The 21,575-nt window shown below is 50.5% G+C and carries 19 protein-coding genes and 1 pseudogene; 8 read left to right on the top strand and 12 right to left on the bottom strand.

From position 1 onward, the window contains the following. Nucleotides 1-2 precede the first annotated feature (2 nt). The 8 genes and pseudogenes from C814_RS06095 to C814_RS06065 all read right to left on the bottom strand — a co-directional run bounded on the left by C814_RS06095 (nucleotide 3) and on the right by C814_RS06065 (nucleotide 7,602). Nucleotides 3-734, bottom strand: coding sequence for an NAD(P)-binding domain-containing protein (locus C814_RS06095; protein ID WP_016314743.1), 732 nt, complete (start codon nucleotides 732-734; stop codon nucleotides 3-5). 618 nt (nucleotides 735-1,352) lie between these two features. Beyond that, nucleotides 1,353-1,700, bottom strand: a pseudogene (locus C814_RS23345) (transposase); the annotation flags it as partial. A gap of 246 nt (nucleotides 1,701-1,946) precedes the next feature. After that, on the bottom strand, nucleotides 1,947-3,722 hold the full coding sequence (locus C814_RS06085) for a recombinase family protein (protein WP_016314742.1): 1,776 nt from the start codon (nucleotides 3,720-3,722) through the stop codon (nucleotides 1,947-1,949). Nucleotides 3,723-3,783: 61 nt separating this feature from the next. Continuing rightward, on the bottom strand, nucleotides 3,784-3,918 hold the full coding sequence (locus C814_RS24435) for an SHOCT domain-containing protein (RefSeq protein ID WP_369750543.1): 135 nt from the start codon (nucleotides 3,916-3,918) through the stop codon (nucleotides 3,784-3,786). Between the two features lie 422 nt (nucleotides 3,919-4,340). After that, nucleotides 4,341-4,577, bottom strand: coding sequence for a helix-turn-helix domain-containing protein (locus tag C814_RS06080; RefSeq protein ID WP_016314740.1), 237 nt, complete (start codon nucleotides 4,575-4,577; stop codon nucleotides 4,341-4,343). A 6-nt stretch (nucleotides 4,578-4,583) separates the two neighbouring features. After that, on the bottom strand, nucleotides 4,584-5,012 hold the full coding sequence (locus C814_RS06075) for a sigma-70 family RNA polymerase sigma factor (protein ID WP_016314739.1): 429 nt from the start codon (nucleotides 5,010-5,012) through the stop codon (nucleotides 4,584-4,586). Between the two features lie 599 nt (nucleotides 5,013-5,611). After that, entirely contained in the window at nucleotides 5,612-6,223 is a 612-nt protein-coding gene (locus tag C814_RS06070; protein WP_016314738.1) for a cytidylate kinase-like family protein, read from the bottom strand. Then, entirely contained in the window at nucleotides 6,220-7,602 is a 1,383-nt protein-coding gene (locus tag C814_RS06065; protein ID WP_016314737.1) for an MATE family efflux transporter, read from the bottom strand. The genes C814_RS06070 and C814_RS06065 overlap by 4 nt, the downstream gene beginning before the upstream one ends. 156 nt (nucleotides 7,603-7,758) lie before the next feature. Here C814_RS06065 and C814_RS21965 point away from each other — a divergent pair, with 156 nt between their 5' ends. From C814_RS21965 to C814_RS06045, 5 genes are all read left to right on the top strand, one after another. Beyond that, on the top strand, nucleotides 7,759-8,775 hold the full coding sequence (locus tag C814_RS21965; protein ID WP_022788157.1) for a LysR family transcriptional regulator: 1,017 nt from the start codon (nucleotides 7,759-7,761) through the stop codon (nucleotides 8,773-8,775). Between the two features lie 105 nt (nucleotides 8,776-8,880). Then, entirely contained in the window at nucleotides 8,881-9,225 is a 345-nt protein-coding gene (locus C814_RS06060) for a helix-turn-helix transcriptional regulator (protein WP_016314735.1), read from the top strand. Between the two features lie 263 nt (nucleotides 9,226-9,488). Beyond that, complete coding sequence (gene mobC / locus C814_RS06055; protein ID WP_016314734.1) at nucleotides 9,489-9,818, top strand: plasmid mobilization protein; 330 nt, start codon at nucleotides 9,489-9,491, stop codon at nucleotides 9,816-9,818. Continuing rightward, complete coding sequence (locus C814_RS06050) at nucleotides 9,779-11,113, top strand: relaxase/mobilization nuclease domain-containing protein (RefSeq protein ID WP_016314733.1); 1,335 nt, start codon at nucleotides 9,779-9,781, stop codon at nucleotides 11,111-11,113. Before mobC ends, C814_RS06050 begins: the two co-directional genes overlap by 40 nt. Further along, nucleotides 11,110-11,481: a cysteine-rich VLP domain-containing protein gene (locus C814_RS06045; protein ID WP_022788156.1), complete on the top strand. Its 372-nt coding sequence runs from the start codon at nucleotides 11,110-11,112 to the stop codon at nucleotides 11,479-11,481. Before C814_RS06050 ends, C814_RS06045 begins: the two co-directional genes overlap by 4 nt. Nucleotides 11,482-11,645: 164 nt before the next feature. On the opposite strand, the gene C814_RS06040 is transcribed toward C814_RS06045, so the two are convergent. The 4 genes from C814_RS06040 to C814_RS24430 form a co-directional block, all read right to left on the bottom strand. Beyond that, nucleotides 11,646-12,956: an MATE family efflux transporter gene (locus tag C814_RS06040; RefSeq protein ID WP_016314731.1), complete on the bottom strand. Its 1,311-nt coding sequence runs from the start codon at nucleotides 12,954-12,956 to the stop codon at nucleotides 11,646-11,648. A gap of 360 nt (nucleotides 12,957-13,316) precedes the next feature. Continuing rightward, complete coding sequence (locus tag C814_RS06035) at nucleotides 13,317-13,520, bottom strand: transposon-transfer assisting family protein (protein WP_016314730.1); 204 nt, start codon at nucleotides 13,518-13,520, stop codon at nucleotides 13,317-13,319. Then, a complete protein-coding gene (locus C814_RS0103520; RefSeq protein ID WP_016314729.1) occupies nucleotides 13,520-14,209 on the bottom strand; it encodes a hypothetical protein in 690 nt (229 codons plus the stop codon). The genes C814_RS06035 and C814_RS0103520 overlap by 1 nt, the downstream gene beginning before the upstream one ends. A 3-nt stretch (nucleotides 14,210-14,212) precedes the next feature. Next, nucleotides 14,213-17,440 carry an LPD25 domain-containing protein gene (locus tag C814_RS24430; RefSeq protein WP_242828987.1) on the bottom strand — a complete coding sequence of 1,076 codons (3,228 nt, stop codon included), beginning with the start codon at nucleotides 17,438-17,440 and terminating at the stop codon, nucleotides 14,213-14,215. 153 nt (nucleotides 17,441-17,593) lie between these two features. Here C814_RS24430 and C814_RS06020 point away from each other — a divergent pair, with 153 nt between their 5' ends. The 3 genes from C814_RS06020 to C814_RS06010 are packed head-to-tail and all read left to right on the top strand — an operon-like array spanning nucleotide 17,594 to nucleotide 21,487. Further along, complete coding sequence (locus C814_RS06020) at nucleotides 17,594-19,495, top strand: tyrosine-type recombinase/integrase (protein WP_016314727.1); 1,902 nt, start codon at nucleotides 17,594-17,596, stop codon at nucleotides 19,493-19,495. Continuing rightward, the gene (locus C814_RS06015; protein ID WP_004058800.1) at nucleotides 19,492-20,460 is read left to right on the top strand and encodes a tyrosine-type recombinase/integrase; all 969 of its coding nucleotides are present in this window, start codon (nucleotides 19,492-19,494) and stop codon (nucleotides 20,458-20,460) included. The genes C814_RS06020 and C814_RS06015 overlap by 4 nt, the downstream gene beginning before the upstream one ends. Continuing rightward, nucleotides 20,450-21,487 carry a tyrosine-type recombinase/integrase gene (locus C814_RS06010; RefSeq protein ID WP_016314726.1) on the top strand — a complete coding sequence of 346 codons (1,038 nt, stop codon included), beginning with the start codon at nucleotides 20,450-20,452 and terminating at the stop codon, nucleotides 21,485-21,487. The genes C814_RS06015 and C814_RS06010 overlap by 11 nt, the downstream gene beginning before the upstream one ends. The last annotated feature ends 88 nt before the right edge of the window (nucleotides 21,488-21,575 follow it).

The raw sequence follows: 21,575 nt of genomic DNA, 5'->3' as shown, positions 1-21,575 counted from the left end.
GGTTATTCATTGTCCTTGAGGGTTTCTGCCCGCTGGCGCATCTGGCTGACCATATCGGTATCTGCGGCGAGCAGCTCACGAGGGAACACCGGGCTTCCTCCACCTAAGGCTGCCAGCGGATCTGCAATCCCGGAAAAGCCGCCGAGCGAGTCGAGAAAACGCTCCCGGCCGATTCCGAGCATGGATGCCGTATCCCCGATTTCAGCAACTGCTTTCTGAAGGCTGTCATCCAGCGCGCGGCAGAGCAATCGTCCAGCCTTGCCCCTTCCAGCAGGGCCGAGATGACGGCAGTCGGGCGCGAAACACCGCAGAAGCGGCAGCGCAGCGGAAAATGCCTCCCCAGACCCGCCTGCAAACAGCAGGAACGGCTGCTCCAACCCTTCCCTGCCATAAATGCCGCATTCGATATACCGCACACCATGCCGCCGCATCCCATTCGAGACAGCGTGTGCAAGTGCGGGGCTTGCCGGGGTCAGGTCGATGAAAAGCTGCCCCGGATGCAGATAAGGGGCGATCCCATTGCAAAGCGCGGTTAGATCGGAAGCGGTCTCGAGCGCAAGAATGACGGTTTCACAATGGTCGCATAGTTCTGCCGCTGTACCGTAATTCCGGACCGGATGTCTGGTGGTCCGCCCATCCGGATCGTAAACTGCGAGGTCTTCGACCGTCTTTTGCAGCAGATGCCGGAGCACGATCTTCCCGTCTCTGCCTAACCCGATGATTCCAATTTCCAAATCCAGATTCCTCTTTCTCCATAGATTACCGGAATTTTGCATGTGAATCAGCCACAGGCAACCGATTCAATCGGTATTATATTATAGCAGATTCTCTGTAAAAAACCAAGTTTTTTGCGGAAAAGTGAAATGTGGATCAATTTAAGTAAATATTGAAAAGAGCCAGACGCACAGTCGCAGAGCCATCACAACGAAACCGTTGTTGATTGGCTTGCGGTGCAAGGAGAACGGCGGTTTTGAGAAGCTGTATTCATAAGCGTTTAAGCAAGGTATGGAAATGAGAAATTTTGACGATAGTCTCAGCAGATGAGACGGATATCTCATAATCTTTACTGAGACGTCTGGAATGATTGAGCCAGGAGAGGGTGCGTTCAACTATCCAGCGCCAAGGGAGTCTTTCCCATTGGTGGGGCTTGATTTTCTCTGAAATATCGACATTAAGGTCAAGCTGGTCCTTCAAATCAGAAACGAAGGTGCCCCGATATCCGGCGTCTGCGCAGAACTTCTGAATAGATGGATACCGTTCATGCGCTCATTTGGCGGTAGATATTCTACTTTTTGTGTCATGAATATTGGCAGCATGAACCACAATAGACAACAAACAGCCCAGCACATCCACTACAATGTGCCGCTTTCCGCCTTTTGTTTTTTCCCTCCGTCAATTCCGCAATCTTTGCTGTCTGCTACTGTTTTTACACTCTGGGAATCAATGATCGCGTAGCTTGGGCTCTCCTTGCGTCCGGCATTTATTCGTATCTTTTTTACAAGATGTTCCAGAATTTTATCCCACAGCCCGCTGATCCGGGCGCGGCGATAAAAACTGTGTACCGTTGAATATGGCGGAAAATCATGGTGCAACTGTCTCCATTTGCACCCCGGATCTACCAAATACAGCACAGCATCCGTCAATTCCCTCTTGCTCCACGTGCAGTTGCGCATCCCGGCATATAGTGGGGCGATCTCCTCCCACTGCTCATCTTATAGTGATGCCTTACAATGTCCAGCTTGTCAACTCAACCCTCCTATAACAAATCCTATCTCCACAACCTACCCAATATCCAGCCTGTCAACTCAACCCTACGCAAATTTTTGCCGTAGACCAGTTTCCAAAGAACTACTAAACGCAAAAAATTCGGGAGCCGGAATTACCCGTCGGCAATTCCCAACTCCCGGAAACCCCTTGTTTTCTACACTTTTTTGTACTTCTATTTCTCAACTCTTGACATCAATACCACCGTCTCCACATGTGTTGTCACTATGATGGGAACATGTTGTATCTGCCTTGTCAGTAGGATGGGAACACAAACCGACAGCCTGCTTTGCGGCCTTGCTGTTCTTGCGGGGCGGCTTAAAGTTTGCTCCGTCCATGTGACTTTGAAAACCTGTCTTGTAAATGAATGTCAGCTTGGCCGGGTCTTTGCGGCCTTCTTCATCATACCCCCCAACGATCACTTTTTCAACTATGCTTTCAAAAATATAGCGATCAAATTCTTCAAGTACATTGTTTTGTTCCAGCGTTTTTCTAAACTCTGCAATACGCTTTTTCATGGCGCTCTCGGTTTCCGCCGTCTCCTGCAAATCACGGCGCTGGGCTTGAAGCTGCTCGATCTGGCTTGTGAGATCAAGATATTTACTTTCGTAGGTTTCTTTGTCCAATACTTCTTCCAAACGCATATCGACCAGCTTCGCCCGCTTTGCTTCCAGCGCCCGGATGTCCTTTTCAATTTTTACCAACTGCTTGCCAGCATTGTTTTCAGACAAGGTTTCTTCTGTTCTGGCAATAAACTCGTCCAAAACATCTTTGTTGTTCTGGCAAAGAAGCCTGTACGACTCCACAAATGCCTGCTCTATCGTTTCCTCGGCTATTCCTTTGCTGTCAGGGCAGAATTTCTTGCCCTTTTTGGTGCTGGTAACACATTGCCAGATAACCTTATTGTACTGTGAACCGCTGTGCCAGCTTCGTCGTGTCAGTGTTCCGCCGCAAAAACCACATTCCAGCATACAGCTAAATGCATACTTGCGGCTAAATTTTTCGCGCTTGCCGTCTGAATTTAACCGCCTTGGCTTGGCACGACGCCTTAAAATTTCCTGCGCTTTTTCAAAGACTTCTTCGGATATGATAGGTTCATGGTGATCTCGGATATAAAACTGATCTTCCTCTCCGAAATTGTCCAGGCGGCGCTTGGATATAGGGTCAAGGGTAAAGGTTTTTCCCATCAAAATATCGCCCTTGTATTTCTCGTTCTTGATAATGCCAATCACAGTAGTTTCAGCCCATGTTGTACTGCCTCGCTTGGTCTTATAGCCCAGGTTTTGAAGTTCCTGTGCGATGACGGAGCCACCGGCCCCCTCAATATAGCGGCGGAAAATATAGCGCACGATCTCCGCTTCTTCCTCATTGACAGTGATTGTCTTGTCCTCCGGGTGGTAGTCATAGCCCAGGCAACCTTGGAAGCCGACCAACTCACCACGCTGCATCTTCATTTTCAGACCCTTTTTGACGTTAGCGGAAATGTTTTCTACTTCCTGCTGTGCCACAGAGCTTAGAATGACAAGAAGCAATTCGCCATCCATCGTAAGGGTATTGATGTTTTCTTCCTCAAAGAAAACCGCAATGCCCTTCTCTTTAAGCATACGGACATATTTCAGTGTGTCCAGCGTATTCCTCGCAAACCTCGAAATAGACTTGGTGACGATCATGTCAATGTCGCCGTTCATACAGTCATTGATTAACCGCTGGAAGTCCTCACGCTTTGTTACCTGTGTGCCGGTAATCGCCTCGTCTGCATAGATGCCAGCCAAAGTCCAATCGGAGTTTCCTTTGATAAGTTCTGTGTAATATGCGACCTGTGACTTGTAGCTGTTCAATTGATCTTCGCTGTCTGTGCTGACACGGCAGTATGCCGCCACGCGGAGCCGTTTTGCAAAGTTCGTCCGCGCCCGTGGGGATAATGTGTTCCGTGCTTTGATGATTTCAACGCCGCTCATATATAGCCCTCCTTTTGTGTTCCTATTATAGTGTTTATTATAACACATACAGGACGGCAAATCAAGACATTAAATTTGAAACTATCTTGTAATCTTTCATAAGGCGATTTTTGATAAGGGAATACTCCTTGTCGGTTATCAGCTTCTTGTCAAGCAGCTGTTTCAAAAAGGAAAGCTGCATACTGTACCTAATCAAGTTGCTGTTTTTCAAGATTTTCCCCTTTCACGAAACAAAAGGTTCATGCTGAAAAGGGGCATAAATCGGACGGCTGGCGGCGACCAGCACCACGGGACTTTCACCCCCGCGTGGTTCTCACGCGGCCCTACCCATTGCCTGCGACGCTTTGAACGCTCGGACTGTGGCTGTAAGGGAGTATCGTTAGCGTATGCGCCGCTGATTATAAGCTGCCGGCTTTCGGTGTAGGCGGTTCTCGCTCTCCCGCAGGATGCGGGGTCATGGCGCACCCACCGACGCGGCGCATACAGAATGTGTCCGTTGCCCTATGCTGCGCCGCCGTTATCTTGCGGGCTTTCTTTGTCAAGGTGCAGCGCCGGGCCGGAGGCGGGGGAACATGGAAAGGGTAAGGTGTTCCGCCTGCTCTGCCGGGCCGGTTGCCGTCAGCCTAAACCGACGATAGCCTGAATGAGCTTGTTTTCCAAGTGGTGCTTCATCCACTCGTCCAGGCAGACATAGGGGTTGCCGTATTCGTCATACAGCGTCCGGGTGCAGAGCTTGTTTATGTAGCCCTCGTAGTACCGCAAGACCTGCTCCACGGCTTCGGCATCCCCGGCGCGGGCGGCTTCGATCACCGGCATGGGGAGAAGCGTCCGGCCCTTGTAGCTGGGGTTCATCATCCGCGCTCAACCTCCCTTTGGCATCAACGCCGTCAATTTGTTCCGCAGTTCATCCAGCGTTTTCTTCCTGTGCCGCTGGACGGCGCTGCGGGACATACCCACAAGGCTGCCGATCTCGGCGTCGCCCAAATCCAGCACGAACCGCAAAATCAAAATGCTTTGCGTCTGTGCGGACAGGCTGGCAAAGGCATCGGCCACAAGCTCGTTGTTGATATGCAGGTCATACCCATGCGACGAAAAAATATAACTGTCGCTGGGGTAGTGATCTACCGTAGAGAGCTTGTCCATATCTGCCTGCGACAAGGCGCTGATCGACACCTGCCGGTCACGCTGGCGCTTTAAGCCGCGCCGGTAGTTATGGGCCTCGTTCCGCAGTACCGACTTGCAAAAGGCGTCAAACCGGCACTCGTCATAGCTGCGGGGGATAGCATCCATCTTCTCACCCCCTTTCCTCGGGGATGGTGGTGGTTCTCTCCCTTTCCGCTAACATGACACCGGCAACGCCGTCTGCTACCCGCTAAAAGCCCCCTTTGCGAAAATAATTTTTCCTGATCGGCGCAGACCGTAGGAAACGACAAAAATCGCCCAGCAGGTCGCAGACCTACCGGGCGGAGAGCTGGAATAAAATTGCACTTTATAGCTGTGTATAGTTCATGTTCATGGCCGGAGTGTCCCAAGGCGGTGGACGGGCTTTTTTTGATGGGTCAAGCCTCGTCAGATTTTGTCGAATGGGTATGCGCCTCATAGCGGCTGCCTCCTGTCAGCCGCCGTATCTGTCAGCGTTACCGCGTCGCTCTCTATGGAGATAAAAGGAACGGCGGCTTTCATTTTTGAAAACCGCCGCTTGGACTGTCCATCGTGTAAAAAGGCGTATGAAATGGCCTGCTCCAATCAACGGTTTTTTTCTTTCCCCGTTGAGGGGCAGTTTGCTTTTATATTTGTGTCATGCTAATAAACTAATATGTCAAACACAAGGGCTTCACCTTAAATGACTGGCTGACACAGGTTGGTTTTCCTGTGCCAGCCCATTAGACTTATTGAGATTTGCAATAATTGCAAATAATTTCTACACAACGATCAATTCCCAACTTACTGCTGTTTAGGCAAAGATCGTAGTTTTCCGCCAAACCCCATTTGTGATCTGTGATGTGTTTGTAATAATCCCCACGCTTTTTATCCCGGCTTTTTACATGGCTTTCAGCGGTAGCAGGAGCAATCCCATGTTCTGCGATAACACGGCTGATACGATCTGTTAATGCGCCACTAATGAAAATGTGTAAGCAATCATGCCGATCTTGTAAAATATAATCGGCGCACCGCCCTACAATCACACAGGAACCTTTTTCAGCTAATTCCTTAATCAATTCTGTTTGATAGGCATTGATTTGATCGGGTAAGACCATATCATGCCGTTGGCTCGCATTATACGCGGAGTATCCGCGTGTTGAAACACTGTTGAACAGACTGGTAGAGGAGTATTCCCCTTCTCGTTTTACGGTTTCAGCAGACAATCCACTTCTCTCTGCTACAATTTGAACCAGCTTTTTGTCATAAAAAGGGACACCCAACTGTTCAGCAACGGCCTTTCCAATGGTATGTCCGCCGCTGCCGCATTGTCGGCCTATGGTAATGATACATTTTTTCATTTGTCTGCACCCTCTTTCCGAAATATTTTGTTCCAACGAGTACCGATTGTGATAATTGCAACAATACCTGCTAATCCATCCGCAAAGGGGCCAGCCCAAAGGACACCTTCAACGCCCATAAAATATCCAAAAGCCAGTACAGCAGGGATTAGGAAAATGACCTGCCGGGACAGAGAGAGCAACGTAGCAGGTATAGGCTTGCCAATGGCTTGGAAGAAAATTCCTGTCACGGCACTAACGCCAATCAAGAAGCAGGCCAACAGGTAGATGCGGAAGCACTTCACCGCGAACTCCATGTAAAGCTCGGACTCCTGCCCAAACAGGTTGATGATATAGTTTGGACAGAATTGGAAAATGAAGAAAGCCACAATCAGGATTAGTGTACTGCTTGTCAGTGCTATCTTATAAGTCTTTTTCACACGGTCATATTGGCCGCTGCCATAGTTGAAGCCAAAGATCGGCTGGATGCCGGAAGCGATACCGAGGGCAATGCCAGTTACCAGTTGGCTTACTTTCATAGTAATACCCAGCGCCGCCAATGGAATATCGGCCCCATACTTGGACAAAGCCCCATATTTCACCAGAGCATTATTGATTACCGCTACTACAAAAACGGCAGCTACCTGGGTAATAAAACTGGATGCTCCAAGGGGCAGTACACGCTTTACGATGCGCCATTTTGGGATTAAGTTTTCCTTTTTGATGTCAATAGTCTGGAAGCGCAGCATACAGTAAATGAAATAAACTGCGTTCAGGATTTGGCCGATAATTGTAGCGAAAGCGGCACCTTTGACGCCCCATTGAAAGACAAAAATAAAAACCGGGTCAAGGATTAAATTCGTGATACAGCCAATCAAAAGGCCCACCATACTTGACTTGGGCCGTCCGTCCGCTCGGATGATGCTCCCAAAAGTACCGTCGATCATGGCAAAGGGGAAACCCAGGACAATAATTCTTCCATAATCCAGTGCATAGGGCAGATTAGTGTCGGTAGCTCCGAACAGGTGACACAATGGTTCCAGGAAAATTTCAAAGAGGATCATCAAAACTACGCTGGTTCCAACCGTCAGTGTAATTGCATTTCCGATACCGTGGGCTGCATCCTCGCGCCGGTCTTTGCCCAGGTTCAGGCTCATGTAGGCCGCTGCGCCGTCACCAATCAACATACCAAGTGCCGCCAATAAAATTGTAAGGGGCATAATGATATTGGTGGCAGCATTCCCCAAATAACCGACTTCCTGTCCAATGAAAATCTGGTCTACCATGTTGTAAAGAGAATTGATTACAATGGAGATAATACTCGGTATTGCAAACCGGGCTATAAGTTTCTCCACAGGTTCCGTACCAAGCGGGTTTTTTACTGCCGCTTCATAAGACATTTTGCATTCCTCCTGTCGTCTGTTCCCCGCATTCAGCGGGAGTTCTAACGGTTTTATTATAGTTGTTTGAATTAGCACAGTCAACGGATGAGTGCTAATTTACTATTTTAACTTTATTATATATAATAAAGTTTCTTTATCAATAGGACGCATACGTTGAACATCTTTTACATGGCTTGTACCGGGTTGCAAAAAAAGATGCCATTTGATATAATTGATAAAGAAGAATTATCAAATCTCATAACAAAGTCGGAGGAAATGATGAACACCTTTCAACTCAACTGTTTTTTAGCGGTTGCACATACTTTGAACTTTGCACGGGCGGCAAAACAAATGAATATTTCACAACCTGCCATTACAAATCAAATCAAAATGCTGGAAAAAGAATTGAATGCAAAGCTGTTCAATCGCTCTACCCGTAGGGTCGAACTTACGCCAGAGGGAGAAGTCTTTTTGGGTGATGCAAAGAATATTGTTGCTCTATCAGAACGAGCAAAGCTCCGTTTCAGTAATCCAGACCGACGGCCCATAGAAACACTCGGTATTGGATGCAGTAGCTTTATGCAGATTATTATGTTGACGGATATTTTAACTAAACTCGCTGTTGATCGCCCTAACCTGCACCCTCGTCTTTATGTTGTTCCCCATGAACAGCTATTTCAATTACTTGATGCTGGAACAGCAGATGTGCTTTTCGATATACAAGGAAGCGAAGAAAACAAAGAACGGGTGACATTCCGTGAATTATATAAAAGTCCCCTTGTTTGTGTCTGCTCAATGCGTCATATTTTAGCCCAGCGTGAAAGTATTGCAATACAGGAACTTGCCGAAGAAAATCTGATTTTCTGCGACCCGGTCTATCTTGCTCCCGACCTTACAAAACTTCAATGGCAGTTGGCAGAGGGGCGAAATCCGGCAGATATACATTTCTGCGGTACGATAGAGGCTGCTATTGTTTTGGCTTCTGCTGGTTTTGGTATTGCTATTTTACCTGAACTTGTAGTACCGCAGGAAGCACAGGTGGTATCAATTCCTATTGAGGGTGCGCCCAAGCTGGCATTTGGTATGTTTTATAAACCGTATCCCGGCGACGGAGTTTTGAAACAGTTTATACAAATTACAAGGCGCTCCTTTGAGTTGCAGCAATCAAATATAGAAAATGGGCTTGAATAATTGGATAATCCTCGCTCTGTATGAACTATAAACCGTAAGTAGACGCATATCACATCATTCCCAAAGGCATAATATGAACTATATACTGTCATAGGGTGATGTGATATGGCGAAAGTTGAGGATTGTCCCGGATTTGAAACCTTTGGCGAGGATGTGCGGGCCGCAAGGGAGGCGTTGGGGCTTACGATCAAGGCGCTGGCAGAGCAGGTGTATGTTGACCCACGGTATCTTTCGGAAATCGAATTGAAGCCTACTATTCCGAGCATCCCTGTCATGCTGCGGTTGGTACGGATTTGCCGCCTGCCGATAGAACGCTATTTCAGCCCTGATCTTATCGGAGAGGACAGCGCCCAACGTCAGCGTGTCAGCCACAAGTTACAGCTATGCCCGGAAAAGTATCTGCCCATCGTCGAGGCTACCATTGACGGAGCAATCAAACTGGAAGAATAGAGGTCGTTTTGCGAGAGCGAAGCGGCCTCTATTTTTTGCGCTCTTTTCCCGAAAATGCCTGCCTTTGGTGGGCATTTTTGCTTCTCCCAGGTGTCTTGTTAGTACGGAGGACGGGGGAAGCGGAACGAGGGGAGGGGTAACGTAGCAAGCATAGGGAGTGTAGCCACACTCCCGGAAAACGGCCCGCCCCGGCCCCTGCCGGGCCGTGTCCGTTTTCGCTTGTTGGGATAATCCCAAACCCTTATGCAGAACGGAGGTGACGCATGGCGAACAGGAAGCGGAAGATCGTGCTGCGTGTCCCGGTGACGGCGGAGGAACAGGCGTTGATACAGCAGAAAATGGCCCTGCTCCATACGGCCAATTTTTCGGCCTATGCCCGGAAGATACTGATTGACGGCTATATCGTCAACGTGGACACCAGCGACATCCGGGCGCAGACGGCGGAGATACAGAAAATCGGCGTCAATGTCAATCAGATCGCCCGCAGGGTGAACAGCACCGGCACAGTGTACGCACAGGACATGGAGGACATCAAGGGGGCGCTGGCGGAGATATGGCGGTTACAAAGATACATCCTATCAAGTCAACGCTGAAAAAGGCTCTTGACTACATCGAGAACCCGGACAAGACAGACGGGAAAATGCTGGTGTCCTCCTTTGGCTGTTCCTATGAAACGGCGGACATCGAATTTGAAATGCTGCTGGCCCAGGCGATGCAGAAAGGGAACAACTTGGGCCACCACCTGATACAGTCCTTTGCCCCCAGCGAGGCCACGCCGGAGCAGGCCCATGAGATTGGGCGGCGGCTGGCCGACGAGGTTTTGCAGGGGAAATATCCCTATGTGCTGACGACCCACATCGACAAGGGCCATGTCCATAATCACATCATTTTCTGCGCCGTGGATATGGTGAACTGCCGGAAGTACATTTCCAACAAGCAAAGCTATTCTTTTATCCGGCGCACCAGCGACCGGCTGTGCCGGGAGCAGGGGCTATCCGTGGTGAAGCCGGGCCGGGACAGGGGCCAGTCCTATGCCGAGTGGGACGCCCAGCGGCGGGGCCGGAGCTGGAAAGCAAAGCTGAAAATCGCCATCGACGCCGCTATCCCCCAGGCAAAGGATTTTGACGATTTTCTGCGGCTCATGGAGAGGCAGGGCTATGAAATCAAGCGGGGGAAATTCATGTCGTTCCGCGCCCCCGGTCAGGAGCGGTTTACCAGGTGCAAGACACTGGGCGAAGCCTACACCGAGGAAGCCATCACCGAGCGCATCCAGGGCCGGTTCATCGCCACCCGGAAGCCGAAAGTCCGCAAGGGTATCTCCCTGCGTATCGACATTGAGAACAGCATCAAGGCCCAGCAATCGGCGGGCTATGTGCGGTGGGCCAAGATACACAACTTACAGCAGGCGGCAAAGACCATGAACTTCCTGACGGAGCATGGCATCGACGCCTATCCCGATCTGGAAAGCCGGGTGGCGGAGATCAGCGCCGCCAGCGAGGAAGCCGCCGCCGCGCTGAAAACGGCGGAGCGGCGTTTGGGAGAAATGGCCGTGCTGATAAAGAATGTCACCACCTACAAGCAGACCCGGCCCGTGGCGGTGGAGTATCGCCGGGCGGCGGACAAGGCCCGGTTCCGGCAGGAGCATGAAAGCGCCCTGATACTGTACGAGGCGGCGGGCCGTGCCTTGCGGGAGGGCGGCGTGACAAAGCTGCCTGATCTGGCCGCGCTGAAAGCGGAGTATGCCCGGCTGTCGGAGGAAAAGGAACGGCTGTACTCCAAGTACGGCGAAGTGAAAAAGGAGCTGAAAGAGTACGGCATCATCAAGCAGAATGTAGACGGGATTTTGCGGGTGACGCCCCGGCAACAGGAAAGGAAGCAAGAGTTGTGAGCATACCGAAGATGAACTATCCGCAGTACCGCAAGGCCCGGAGGCTGACGCGGGAGTGCTGCAACAACGTGGGCGGCAACTGCCTCCTGCTGGACGACGGGGAGGAATGTATCTGCGTTCAGAGCATTTCCTACTCCCTGCTGTGCCGCTGGTTCCGGGCGGCTGTCCTTCCGCTGGACGCTGTTCTGTGCGCCGAGATCACAAAGGGCCACGATCACCTGAAGCTGTGCTGTGAGTGCGGGGCCAGCTTCACGCCGAAGTCCAATCGGGCGAAATACTGTCCCGCCTGCGCCAAGAAAATGCGCCGCCGCAAGGAGGCAGAGCGGCAGAGGAAAAGATACCATCGTCCTACGCATTTAGAGGGGTAAAAACCCGCTGTTTTCAGGGCTTCCGGGGGCCGGTCGGCGGGGTGGCTGAATGATTTATCAAATACCCGCTGAAACGGCGGTCTAAATGCGTAGAAAACAGGCAAAAAAATAAGGCAGGACGCGGGGCCACTCTACCGGCTCCACGTCCTGCGTTTTACATATATTTAGTCATAAACTAATTTTGCTGTTTTATTTAATCCAACGGCAAAAACAAGTGTTACAATTTCCGCAATAAAAGGCGCAATCCAAATAGCGTTACTTCCCCAAATCATAGGAACACAGAAGATTGCAAGCGCTTTCATCACAATACCTCGGCTTATTGCGATTATATCTGCCGCTTCTGTTCTCTTTGTAGAGAATAAGTACGCTGTATAAATCAAATTCAATGCCATTGGTATAAAGGATAGACTAAAAATTGGTAAAGCTGCCGAGGCAGTCTGGACAAGTTCGGTATCCCGATTGAAAATGCAAATCACAGGTTCATCAAATAAAAATAATAGCCCATAAATTAGAATTGACAAAATACTGTTAATGATAATTCCACAGCGGAAATACCATCCCATTTCCTCTGTGTCGCGTTTACCGTAGCAATGTCCCCAAAGGGGCTGTAATCCTTGAGCCACACCAGACAGAATTGCATTTGCAAGAGAGTATATAAAACTTAAAACGCTAAAGGTTGATATACCAATATCTCCAATCATTCTTGCTAATACAAGATTATAGCAAAGCGCAGTAACAGGAGTTGTCAGTTGTGTAACTGCTTCTGGCACACCACGCTTGCTAATTTTTCTTACAAGTGAAAAATCAACTTTGAACAACTTAATCCGTAATTCTCCTTTTTTCCTTATGAAATGTGAGAGCAAGACAATGAGTGAAAATACTTGCCCTAAACCAGATGCAATCGCTGCGCCAATCACGCCCATATTAAGTGGAAAAATAAAAAGCCAATCCATAAAGATATTTGCTGCTGCTCCTACACACATTCCCACAAAGGAAAGGGTCGGCGACCCGTCATTTCTCACAAAAACAGAAAGGCAGGTACTCATAAGCATAGGAACAGAAAATGCAGAATAATAAAACAAATAATCTGTGGACATTTTTCGCATTTCTGTACTTAATCTACTTGCACCGCTTAAATCAACAATTTGCTGTGAAAAGAGCATCCCAATGATTGTAAGTATTACAGATAACAATAGCGTTAAGGAAAGTGCCGTCATAAAAGCGCAATTTGCTCCATCCTTATCCTCGCGTCCTATTCTAATTGCAACAACTGTTGCGCCCCCCATAGGAAACATGGCGGCAATAGCCACAACAAAAGTTATAAATGGAACACCAATATTGACTGCGCCCAACGCAGCAGGGCCAACACCCTGTCCAACAAAGATACCGTCAACAACGTTGTAAAGGTAAGTTACAAATAAGCCGCCCAATGCCGGAAAAATATAGCCCAACAGTGATTTCAATTTTGTATTCATACAGTTACCCCCATAATACAAGCGGGATAAAGCGTTTCAGCTCTATCCCGCTTCAAAAGAAAAGTGGGATAAAACCCCAATGGCTTTATCCCACTTAAACAATCTTATTTGATTGCAAGTCCTCTGACAAGCAACAATATTTTAGCATGGAGGGTTGTCAAAGTCAATGGTTAATTTATTAAAACAGGTGCGTCAAATGAGGCCCCAGCGTCTACCGTTTACGCAAGCGCCCCGCCTGCGGGCGGGCCGCTTGCGGCACCTGCGGAAAAGGTGCATCCGCTCCGCGTCTGCACCTTTTCCGCAGGTCGTATTACCCATTCTGCTGCCTGTCTGCGCCTAACCTGCCGCGCCGGTTCCCTGTTACTCGTCCGTAAAGAGGAAGCGCATATCCTCAAAGTCGGCGTCCGTCATGGCCTCCAGTTTCCTGATCGTCTGCCGGGCCAACGCCTGCATATCCCTGTCCATGTCGGGGAGGGCGGCGGTCATGCGGCCCATCGTCCTGCGCCGGTCGGCCTTGTAGTAGACGCAGACCAGGTTTTCTTCCTCAACGGTGAAATGTACCATCATCCTACCTCCAATTCCTGATTTTTCGTTTTGGTTGGGGCCTTTTTCGAGGCGGCGGCGCTCTTGGCCTCGGCAAGCTGTTTTCGGATAGAGGGCTTGCGGCCGATCTTGATCTTGAACGTGGCCGCACGGTTTTTCTGCCTGCCTTGGCGGGCGGCGGTCAGCAAACCCCGCAAGGCGTCTTCGCTCTCCGGCTCATAGTGTTTGCTTACCACCTTGCCATGCTCCGAAACCATCCCATAGATGCCGTGATTGTACTGCTCATAGGGATAACGGCCCTCGGTTCCGTCCTCAAATTTCAGACTGACTTCCTGAATGGGAAGCGCCTGCTGCCCCAGCTTGGCGGCGTGCTGGCGATAGTCCAGCTCATAGAGGTTTCCCATCACCTTGCCGTCCCGCAGGCCGGTGATCTCCACGGCGTAGGCCAAAATGCTGTCCCCCGTGGTGGCGTGGAACGCCCAGGTGTGGCTTGCCTGGCTCTCTTTCAGATAGGTGTCACGCTCCCGGAAGCACTCGGTTCCACAGCGGCGGGACAGCCACAGCAGATGGGTGTTTTCCTCGGTGGGATGCCGCGCCGCCTCCATGAACATTTTAATGTCATAGCTGAAATCGCTCTTGTAATGCTCGGTGTTCAGCTCCATCACCGCCCCCAGGGAGGCGATGATGTCCACATCCTCATATTTTCGCAATCGTCACACCTCCAAATCCTGTGATTTATCCTTGGTGGGGGCTTTCGGCTGCTGGCCGTCCTTGGCCGCTTTCAACTGCGCCCGGATGGAGGGCTTTTCCTGCTGGGCTTTCCGGGCCTTGGCCTGCAATTCGCTGGGCTTCTCGCCGGAGAGGGGCCGCAGGAACGAAATGCGGTCAACCACCCAAAAGGTGTTGTCATTCAACTGCCGCTGCCATGCCCCGGCCTTGGGCGACCAACGGAAGCTGTTTTCTTTCAAGATGTTCCGGGTGGCCTCGTCAGGCTTGCCCTCGAAGAAAACTTGCAGGCGGTTGGCCTCCCGGTTGATCTCCACCGTGCCGCCGTCGAACTCCCAGCCCACATAAATATTTTCCCGCTGGCGGGTCAACTGCTCAATGCGGCTGCGTACCTGCCGGATGTTGGCGTTGTTGTTGGACAACTGCCAGGGCAAAAAGGGGCTTCCCCCGCCTCCCTCGGCCATGTCGGACTGGAACGCCTCAATGCTCTTTTGGGAGAGGTGGGGACAGCCCTCCAACGTCTTGTGCTTGCGGTAGTAGGCATTTACCGCTTTCATCATTTCCTGTGTGGCTTCCAGCTTTTCCAGCTTGGCTTGCAGTTTATCAATAGCGTTGGGGTCATCGGCGCTGATGCCGCCCATGCCGGTGCTGCGGATTTTATCAAGCAAACCCTGAATATCCTGCCATTCCCGCATATTCTTATCATCGGCGGCGTTCTGCTTCTGCTTTTTCTTCACGGGGAAATTGGCAGGCCCGGCAATCATCACGGAGGGGACGCGGGCGGCGATCTCGTAACCCTTGTTCATGTTCTGCGCCAGCAGGCGGGCGTAGGTGTCAAGAAGCTGGTCTATTTTTTCGTGGAACTCCGGGTCAACCCGTTTCTTCTGCCGCTGGGCGATCTCAACCGCCTTGTCCACCATACTGCGGTACTCCGCCGTGGCGCTTCCGGGCCGGTAGTCGTCAAAACTGTTGGCTGTCTTGGCGCGGCGGGCCGCTCCCTCGTTGATGGTGTAATAGTGAACCGCCGTCTGTTCCGGGGCGTCAGTTTGCGGCGGCTGTTCAGCAACCGGCTCCCCGGCTTCCTCCTTGGCCTCCACCTCACCGGGGGACGGGGCATTATTCAGAACACCGTCGATCATGTTCTCGTTCTGTTCGGTGGACAACTCGGCGGTACGCAGGGGATTTTCCCGCTGGGAGGCAACGGCATAAGCATCCGTGCCATTACCCATGATGAAATATTTGCCGTCCTCCGATTGATGATGTAAGCCATATCCGGCGGCTTCCATCTGTTCACGGGTCATATCGGTAATACGGAAACTGCCCCGCGGTGTTTGTACCCGTTCCCCGGTCAAAAGGGCGTTCGGCGTAAGCCGTTGTTCCTGCTGGGCGAAAAACTCCGGCACTTCCCGAAAGCCTACATCATCGCAAAAATGGGCCTCCTGCCGGTCGCCGTGGCGAAGCACCACCACATCGGAAACGGACAGGCTGTGTCCCTTGAAGTCAGCCGGGTGGTCGGTGTTGAATTGGCGGTAGATGCTTTCCAGCGTGTCGGTGTCCCGAAGCGGGGCGGTATACACCAAGTCATAATTCGCCGGGTCAACCGTCCGCCCGGTCGCCAGCAGGCGATAATACGGCTCAAAGCGGAAATCCCGTGTTTCCGGCCCGCCCCGTACCTGATAGATGGAAAAGGTGTTGTTCAGCTCCTTGTAGCGGTCGATGGTGTCCATCAGGGCGGCGGCACGTTCCCGGAGGGCGGCGGGGGCCTGTTCGTCGTCCCGGATGCCCACGATCACCAGCTCAAAGGACGTGGGGCCAACCGCCTGCATTTCCCGGATAGTCCCACCTATCTGATCTTCCCGGTTGGCGTAGTCTTTCATAAATTCCGGGTCATAGGCGCACATCAGGTCGTACAGCTCGGCGGAAATGCCCTCCGGCGTCGGCTCCACGGTGGGCAGAGCAGCAGGCTCCGTCTGCTCCGGCGTATCGTTGGCCTGCGCCGCTTCCGGCTGGATGGCTGGCTCGTAGCCGTTGGCGGCGTATTCCTCCACGGTCATACCGGCTGCGGCGGCTTCCCGCTGGATTTCATCCATGACATGGACCTTGTATTCCTGCAATTCCACGTCGAAGTCGGCCAGGCTGGGCGGCTCCGGCAGCTGATACTGTCCCTGATTGAGAAGCGGGCGGCACTCTTTCACATAGTCCAACACGGCGTTGAAATAGGCGACCTGCTCCGGGGGCAGCGTTTCCCCGGACTGTAAGGGCCGCTGGGCCTCCCGTTCCATAGCTGAAAGGTTACAGTGCAGTTTCAGGTAGGGGACGAACTCGCCCAAAATCATGTCCCGTTCGGCCTTGTCCGCCTCCCATGCCTCCGGCCCCTCATGGTGAAGCACATGGTTTTTCCAGCTTTCGTCCTGTGCGTAATACTCATGGTAGCCTTGGATATGCTCGATCAGGGAACCGTCCCCGTCGCCAAAGTCCTGCCGTCCCTCGTAGTTGTCCGCCTTGCCGTTCATGGTGAAGTCGATGCGGAACTTGGTCTTGTCATAGCCCGGCTTATCCCGCATGGCGTCGTCCAGGGCTTTGAAAACGACATCCGCTTGGGAAAGGGGCAACTGCTCCCCATCCCGCAGGTCGGTACTCTCGCTCCAAATGACCGTCACAAGCGGCTCGGCGTCCGGGTCAAGGAGAATTGGGGGCGCTTCCGCGATCTCACGCTCCACCCGCATTTGCACCGAAGCGTCCACATGGCCGTGCTGTATCTCAAAGCCGTCCTCGCACAGCTCATTGATAAGGTCAGCAACCTTGTGATAGTCCCGGATAACATTGGCATAATCCACGATCAGGCGGCGTTCCCCGTTGCCCAACCGCTGGCCGTCGCGCTCGGCAAAGTCGATCAGGGCGTTGGCCTGCTGCTCCGGGGTGGCCCCCGGCATGAAAGGCTTGTCGTTGATAAGCCCGTCCAGCCCGTTCCAGATGGACGGGGCCTCCACCTGTTGGGCCTCCCGCTCCTGCTGAAGCTGGGCCAGGTGGCCGTCGATCTTGGTAATCAGGTCGTTGGCCGTGGCCCGGATGGTTTCAAGGGAGGCTTTCAGCTCGGACAGCTCCTTGCCGGAACTCCAACCGGCCACATAGCCGAACGAGTAATCCGACGTGTCCAGCCCGTAGTGCTGGCAGACGGCGTAGGCCACGCTCTCGGCTTCAAATGGATACATCAACATTTCAGGCCTTATATCCATGTTTTTATAATGTTGATCTTTTAAACTATTTCCCATAAATCCTCACTTTCTTGTACAAAAGATGAGCATTATCAGATACGCTATTCTTAGGTTTTCCCCTCAGATGGGAATCCGGAAAGGAGCGCATTTGATATGCAAATAAACTATTTAGATGCTGTTTCATCCGTTCTCAATATGATGAAGCAGCCTGACAGTGCATGTAAAAATATAGACATGCATAGAACCTGTTACACTACATTTTTCAAGTACCTGATGGATAATGACATTCCTTTTTCTATGGATGCCGCACTGGACTGGCTTGAGATTAAGAAACTGGAAATTTCCTACGAGGCGTGTTCCCAATATAGAAACGCCCTGTTCCGCCTTGAGCATTACCTGCTCTTTGGAGATATCGAAAGTCCTTTCTGCCGCTCAGAAGACAGTTTTTTCTGCCGTAGCGGGATGTCGGAATCCTTTTTCCGCCTGACATATGAGTTGGAGAAATACTATGCGTCCAACCAGAATCCCAGCTATTACCATACGTATTCCGTTGCCACAAAAGAGTTTTTCAAGCTTGCGACTTCCCTTGGAATTACAGAGCCGGAAGCAGTCACCATAGATACTCTTATCGAATACTGGAATACTTACTGCAAATCCTGTGGCTCTCCCGACAGATGCCAGAACGCCGTATGCGCCATGACGGCGCTTATGAAATACCTTCACCTCCGGGGTGATGTGCCGGAGTGTTATCAGCTGGTTCTTTTTGGCGGTAACGCTGAAATACTGCCGGGTATGAGGCTTCCAAAAACAGGCGTCGCATTTCATCCCAGTGTACCCCTTGAACATAAAGCGGAAGAATATCTTGACGCTCTGAATGATTGGAAATACATGGAGTCATCAAAAGCTGTTTACCGCAATGATTTCACCTGGTATTTTATGTTTTTGGAACTTAACCGTCTGGAACATTCACCAGAAACTGTAACCCTATGGATAGATATGCTTCCGGATTGTCCGGATCAGGCCAAAGCCGGCAATTCCATATCGGCCCGCCGTTCACACACGATCAGAATGTTTGGGAAGTATCTCCAGGGCACAATGGAATCTAACATAACTGCAGGCCAAAAGCGTGCGTCCGACCAACTCCCGTCATGGAGCAAAACCATTCTTGATGGTTTTATAGAGAGCCGCAAGCGGGATGGGATGGCCAATAATACACTTACCATGTGCAGATCTGCCGGATGCCGTTTTTTCAAATATCTTGAAGACAACGGGATAGATCATCCAATGTCCATAACGCCGGATGTGGTGAAAGCATTCCATAACCAGGATGTCCACTCGACCCCGGAGAGTAAAAATGCATATGGGTCTAAACTCCGCCAGCTTCTGCGGTACATGGCCGGCCAGGATCTGGTTTTGCCAACACTTGTTTTTGCGGTATCCGCAGGCTGCGCTCCCCATCGCAGCATCGTTGATGTCCTGAGCGATGATATGGTTAAGAAAATATATGAATACCGTGAGAAAGCCTCCACCCCCATAGAACTCAGGGACACAGCCATGGTTATGCTCGGACTCCGGATGGGTATCAGGGGCGCAGACATCCTAAAGCTCCAGGTAAATGATTTCGACTGGAAAAATAAAACGGTCTCCTTCATCCAGCAGAAAACAAGAAAAGCAATCACGCTTCCAGTACCGACAGACGTAGGTAATTCAGTGTATAAATACATCATGGATGGGCGTCCGGAATCGGCTGCCGCAGGTAACGGATATATATTTATCCGCCATCAGGCGCCATATATCCCGCTTAAAGTTACAACGGCATGCCGCGGGGCTTTAAAAAGAATACTTGCCGAATATGGTTTTGAACTGTCTGCCGGCCAGGGCTTCCATATGACACGGAAGACATTTGCCACAAGAATGCTCCGGGCAGGCAACAGGCTTGATGATATTTCTAATGCCCTTGGGCATGCACGTCAGGAAACTGCTGAGGTATACCTCGAACGTGACGAAGATAAAATGAGGCTCTGCCCTCTGGAATTTGGAGGTGTCTTATCATGACATACATTTTTGAGAGCGGCCTGGCACATCATATCGAAGGGCTTATACAACAAAAACGGGCTGATGGATATGCCTATCATGCCGAAGAAAAGCTGTTAAAACGCTTTGATACTTTTTGCGTACAGAATTATCCGGAACTGACAACAGTTACTTATGAAATGGCAGCCAAATGGTCCGAAGCCAGACCTTGCGAAGGAGATGCCTATCACAACCGCCGTATGTCGGTCGTGAAAGTGCTGGGTGAATATATCCTTTCCCTCGGCCAGGAAGCATACATCCCTAATTTTTTCTGCAAGGCTTACCGCCCGGCCCTTTACATCCCGTCAAAAGATGAGGTTAAGGAGCTGCTGCGGAAAATGGATATCCGCACATCCCATAATTCAGAGCAGCTAAGGCTCGACAGGGAGTGCAAGATTCTTTTTCTCCTGTATTTTTGCTGTGGGCTGCGTCTGTCAGAAGGGCGGCTGCTAAAGTGGGAACATATAGACCTGGAAAAAGGGATCCTTACTATCCTTGGCTCAAAAGGCAGCAAAGACCGTCTTGTATACCTTCCGCAGGACAGCCTTCCAGTACTTAAAAGCTATAAAGAATGCCAGGAAAAGCTTTTCCCCGGAATTGACTGGGCTTTTCCAGGAAAAGACCCGCATAAGCCTGTTTCGTGTTCCGGAGTAGAGTCAAGTTTTAACCGTCATTGGGCTATGCTTCCAGCTGCCGGGACACTTGCTAAACACCCGACGCCCCACTGTTTACGCCACGCTTTTGTAGTGGAGAGGTTTAATGAGTGGATGCACCAGGGAATTGATACAAACACTATGCTCCCATATTTAAGCAGATACCTTGGACATAAAAGCCCTGATGAAACGTATTATTACTATCATCTTGTAGAAAAGGCATTTGATACTATCCGGGAGAAAGATACAGTGTCGGGAAAGGTTATTCCGGAGGTGGTTCCCTATGAAGAATAAACCAGAAAAGATACGGTCTGGCCAGCTGTTCTTTTCCCAGACATGGAACTTTCTAAATGTCTATTTGGTAAAGCAGGCCGGACGCAGTCAGGCTACAGCAGAATCCTATAGGGATTCCCTTACAATATTTAAAAACTATCTTGTAGGTGAATTAGGTAAGTCCATAAGCACCTTTCAGTTTTCCGACTGTACCAAAGAATGTATTTATAACTTTAGAGAGTATCTGCTTGCAAATGGCAGCCAGCCATCAACTGTAAATGTAAGAGTCGCGGCTATCCGCGCCTATCTGAACTATGCCTCGGATATGGACATATCCATCCAGTCGGTTGCTCTGGCAGTCAGCCAGATATCACCCTGCAAAACCATAAAAAAGGAAAAGCCTGTTCTGTCCGAGGATGCACTTGCCGCAATACTGTCCGCACCGCCGGATACGAAGTTTGGTGTACGGGACCGTGCTATTTTGATTCTCCTCTACGATACAGCTGTAAGAGTCAGTGAGCTGCTCAACATCCGCTTATGTGATGTTGCAATGGAATCAAAATATCCCAATATTTTCATAACAGGCAAAGGCAACAAAGAGAGAACCATACAATTGACAGCTAAAGCGGCTGGACACCTTAAGGAGTATATGCGTGTATATCACAGCAATTCTTCTAAAGAAGCCTACTTATTTTCCACAACGATAAAAGGTGTGGCAGACAGGATGTCCGTTGGAAATGTCCAGAGGATTATAAAAAAATATGCAGCCCTGGTAAGCGAGGCAGGGATCAGCATTCCAGATTCAGTCCATTGCCACATGTTCCGGCGGACCAGGGCCACAAATCTTTACCAGGATGGGATCGCCATTGAACTTGTCTCTACAGTGTTAGGACATGCCAGGACTGATACAACCAAAAACTACTATGCAAAGCAGTCTGTTGAACAGCTTCGGGGAGCAATGGAATCTGTTCCAACACCCATACCTGATGAAGCGGCAATGTGGGAGGGCAGTGAAGATGAAATGGCAAGGATTTGTGGATTGCGCTAACGAATAATGCTCATCTTTTAGTAGTAAAGTGCCTTATTTCTCAGCATTCTTTAAAATGATTAACATTTTGGAATGCTGAGTATAAGGC

Origin of the sequence: Anaerotruncus sp. G3(2012) (assembly GCF_000403395.2) — a bacterium.
Lineage (GTDB): Bacteria > Bacillota > Clostridia > Oscillospirales > Ruminococcaceae > Anaerotruncus.
This window is presented reverse-complemented; position numbering and strand designations above follow the sequence as displayed.

Bases quoted from the DNA above. Each gene is read 5' to 3' on its own strand.
- C814_RS06060 (WP_016314735.1), top strand. From the start codon at position 8,881: ATGGCGAAAGTTGAGGATTGTCCCGGATTTGAAACCTTTGGCGAGGAT.
- C814_RS06010 (WP_016314726.1), top strand. From the start codon at position 20,450: ATGAAGAATAAACCAGAAAAGATACGGTCTGGCCAGCTGTTCTTTTCC.
- C814_RS06015 (WP_004058800.1), top strand. From the start codon at position 19,492: ATGACATACATTTTTGAGAGCGGCCTGGCACATCATATCGAAGGGCTT.
- C814_RS06035 (WP_016314730.1), bottom strand. From the start codon at position 13,520: ATGGTACATTTCACCGTTGAGGAAGAAAACCTGGTCTGCGTCTACTAC.
- mobC (WP_016314734.1), top strand. From the start codon at position 9,489: ATGGCGAACAGGAAGCGGAAGATCGTGCTGCGTGTCCCGGTGACGGCG.
- C814_RS06080 (WP_016314740.1), bottom strand. From the start codon at position 4,577: ATGATGAACCCCAGCTACAAGGGCCGGACGCTTCTCCCCATGCCGGTG.
- C814_RS06050 (WP_016314733.1), top strand. From the start codon at position 9,779: ATGGCGGTTACAAAGATACATCCTATCAAGTCAACGCTGAAAAAGGCT.
- C814_RS06020 (WP_016314727.1), top strand. From the start codon at position 17,594: ATGCAAATAAACTATTTAGATGCTGTTTCATCCGTTCTCAATATGATG.
- C814_RS06040 (WP_016314731.1), bottom strand. From the start codon at position 12,956: ATGAATACAAAATTGAAATCACTGTTGGGCTATATTTTTCCGGCATTG.
- C814_RS06085 (WP_016314742.1), bottom strand. From the start codon at position 3,722: ATGAGCGGCGTTGAAATCATCAAAGCACGGAACACATTATCCCCACGG.
- C814_RS06075 (WP_016314739.1), bottom strand. From the start codon at position 5,012: ATGGATGCTATCCCCCGCAGCTATGACGAGTGCCGGTTTGACGCCTTT.
- C814_RS06065 (WP_016314737.1), bottom strand. From the start codon at position 7,602: ATGTCTTATGAAGCGGCAGTAAAAAACCCGCTTGGTACGGAACCTGTG.
- C814_RS06070 (WP_016314738.1), bottom strand. From the start codon at position 6,223: ATGAAAAAATGTATCATTACCATAGGCCGACAATGCGGCAGCGGCGGA.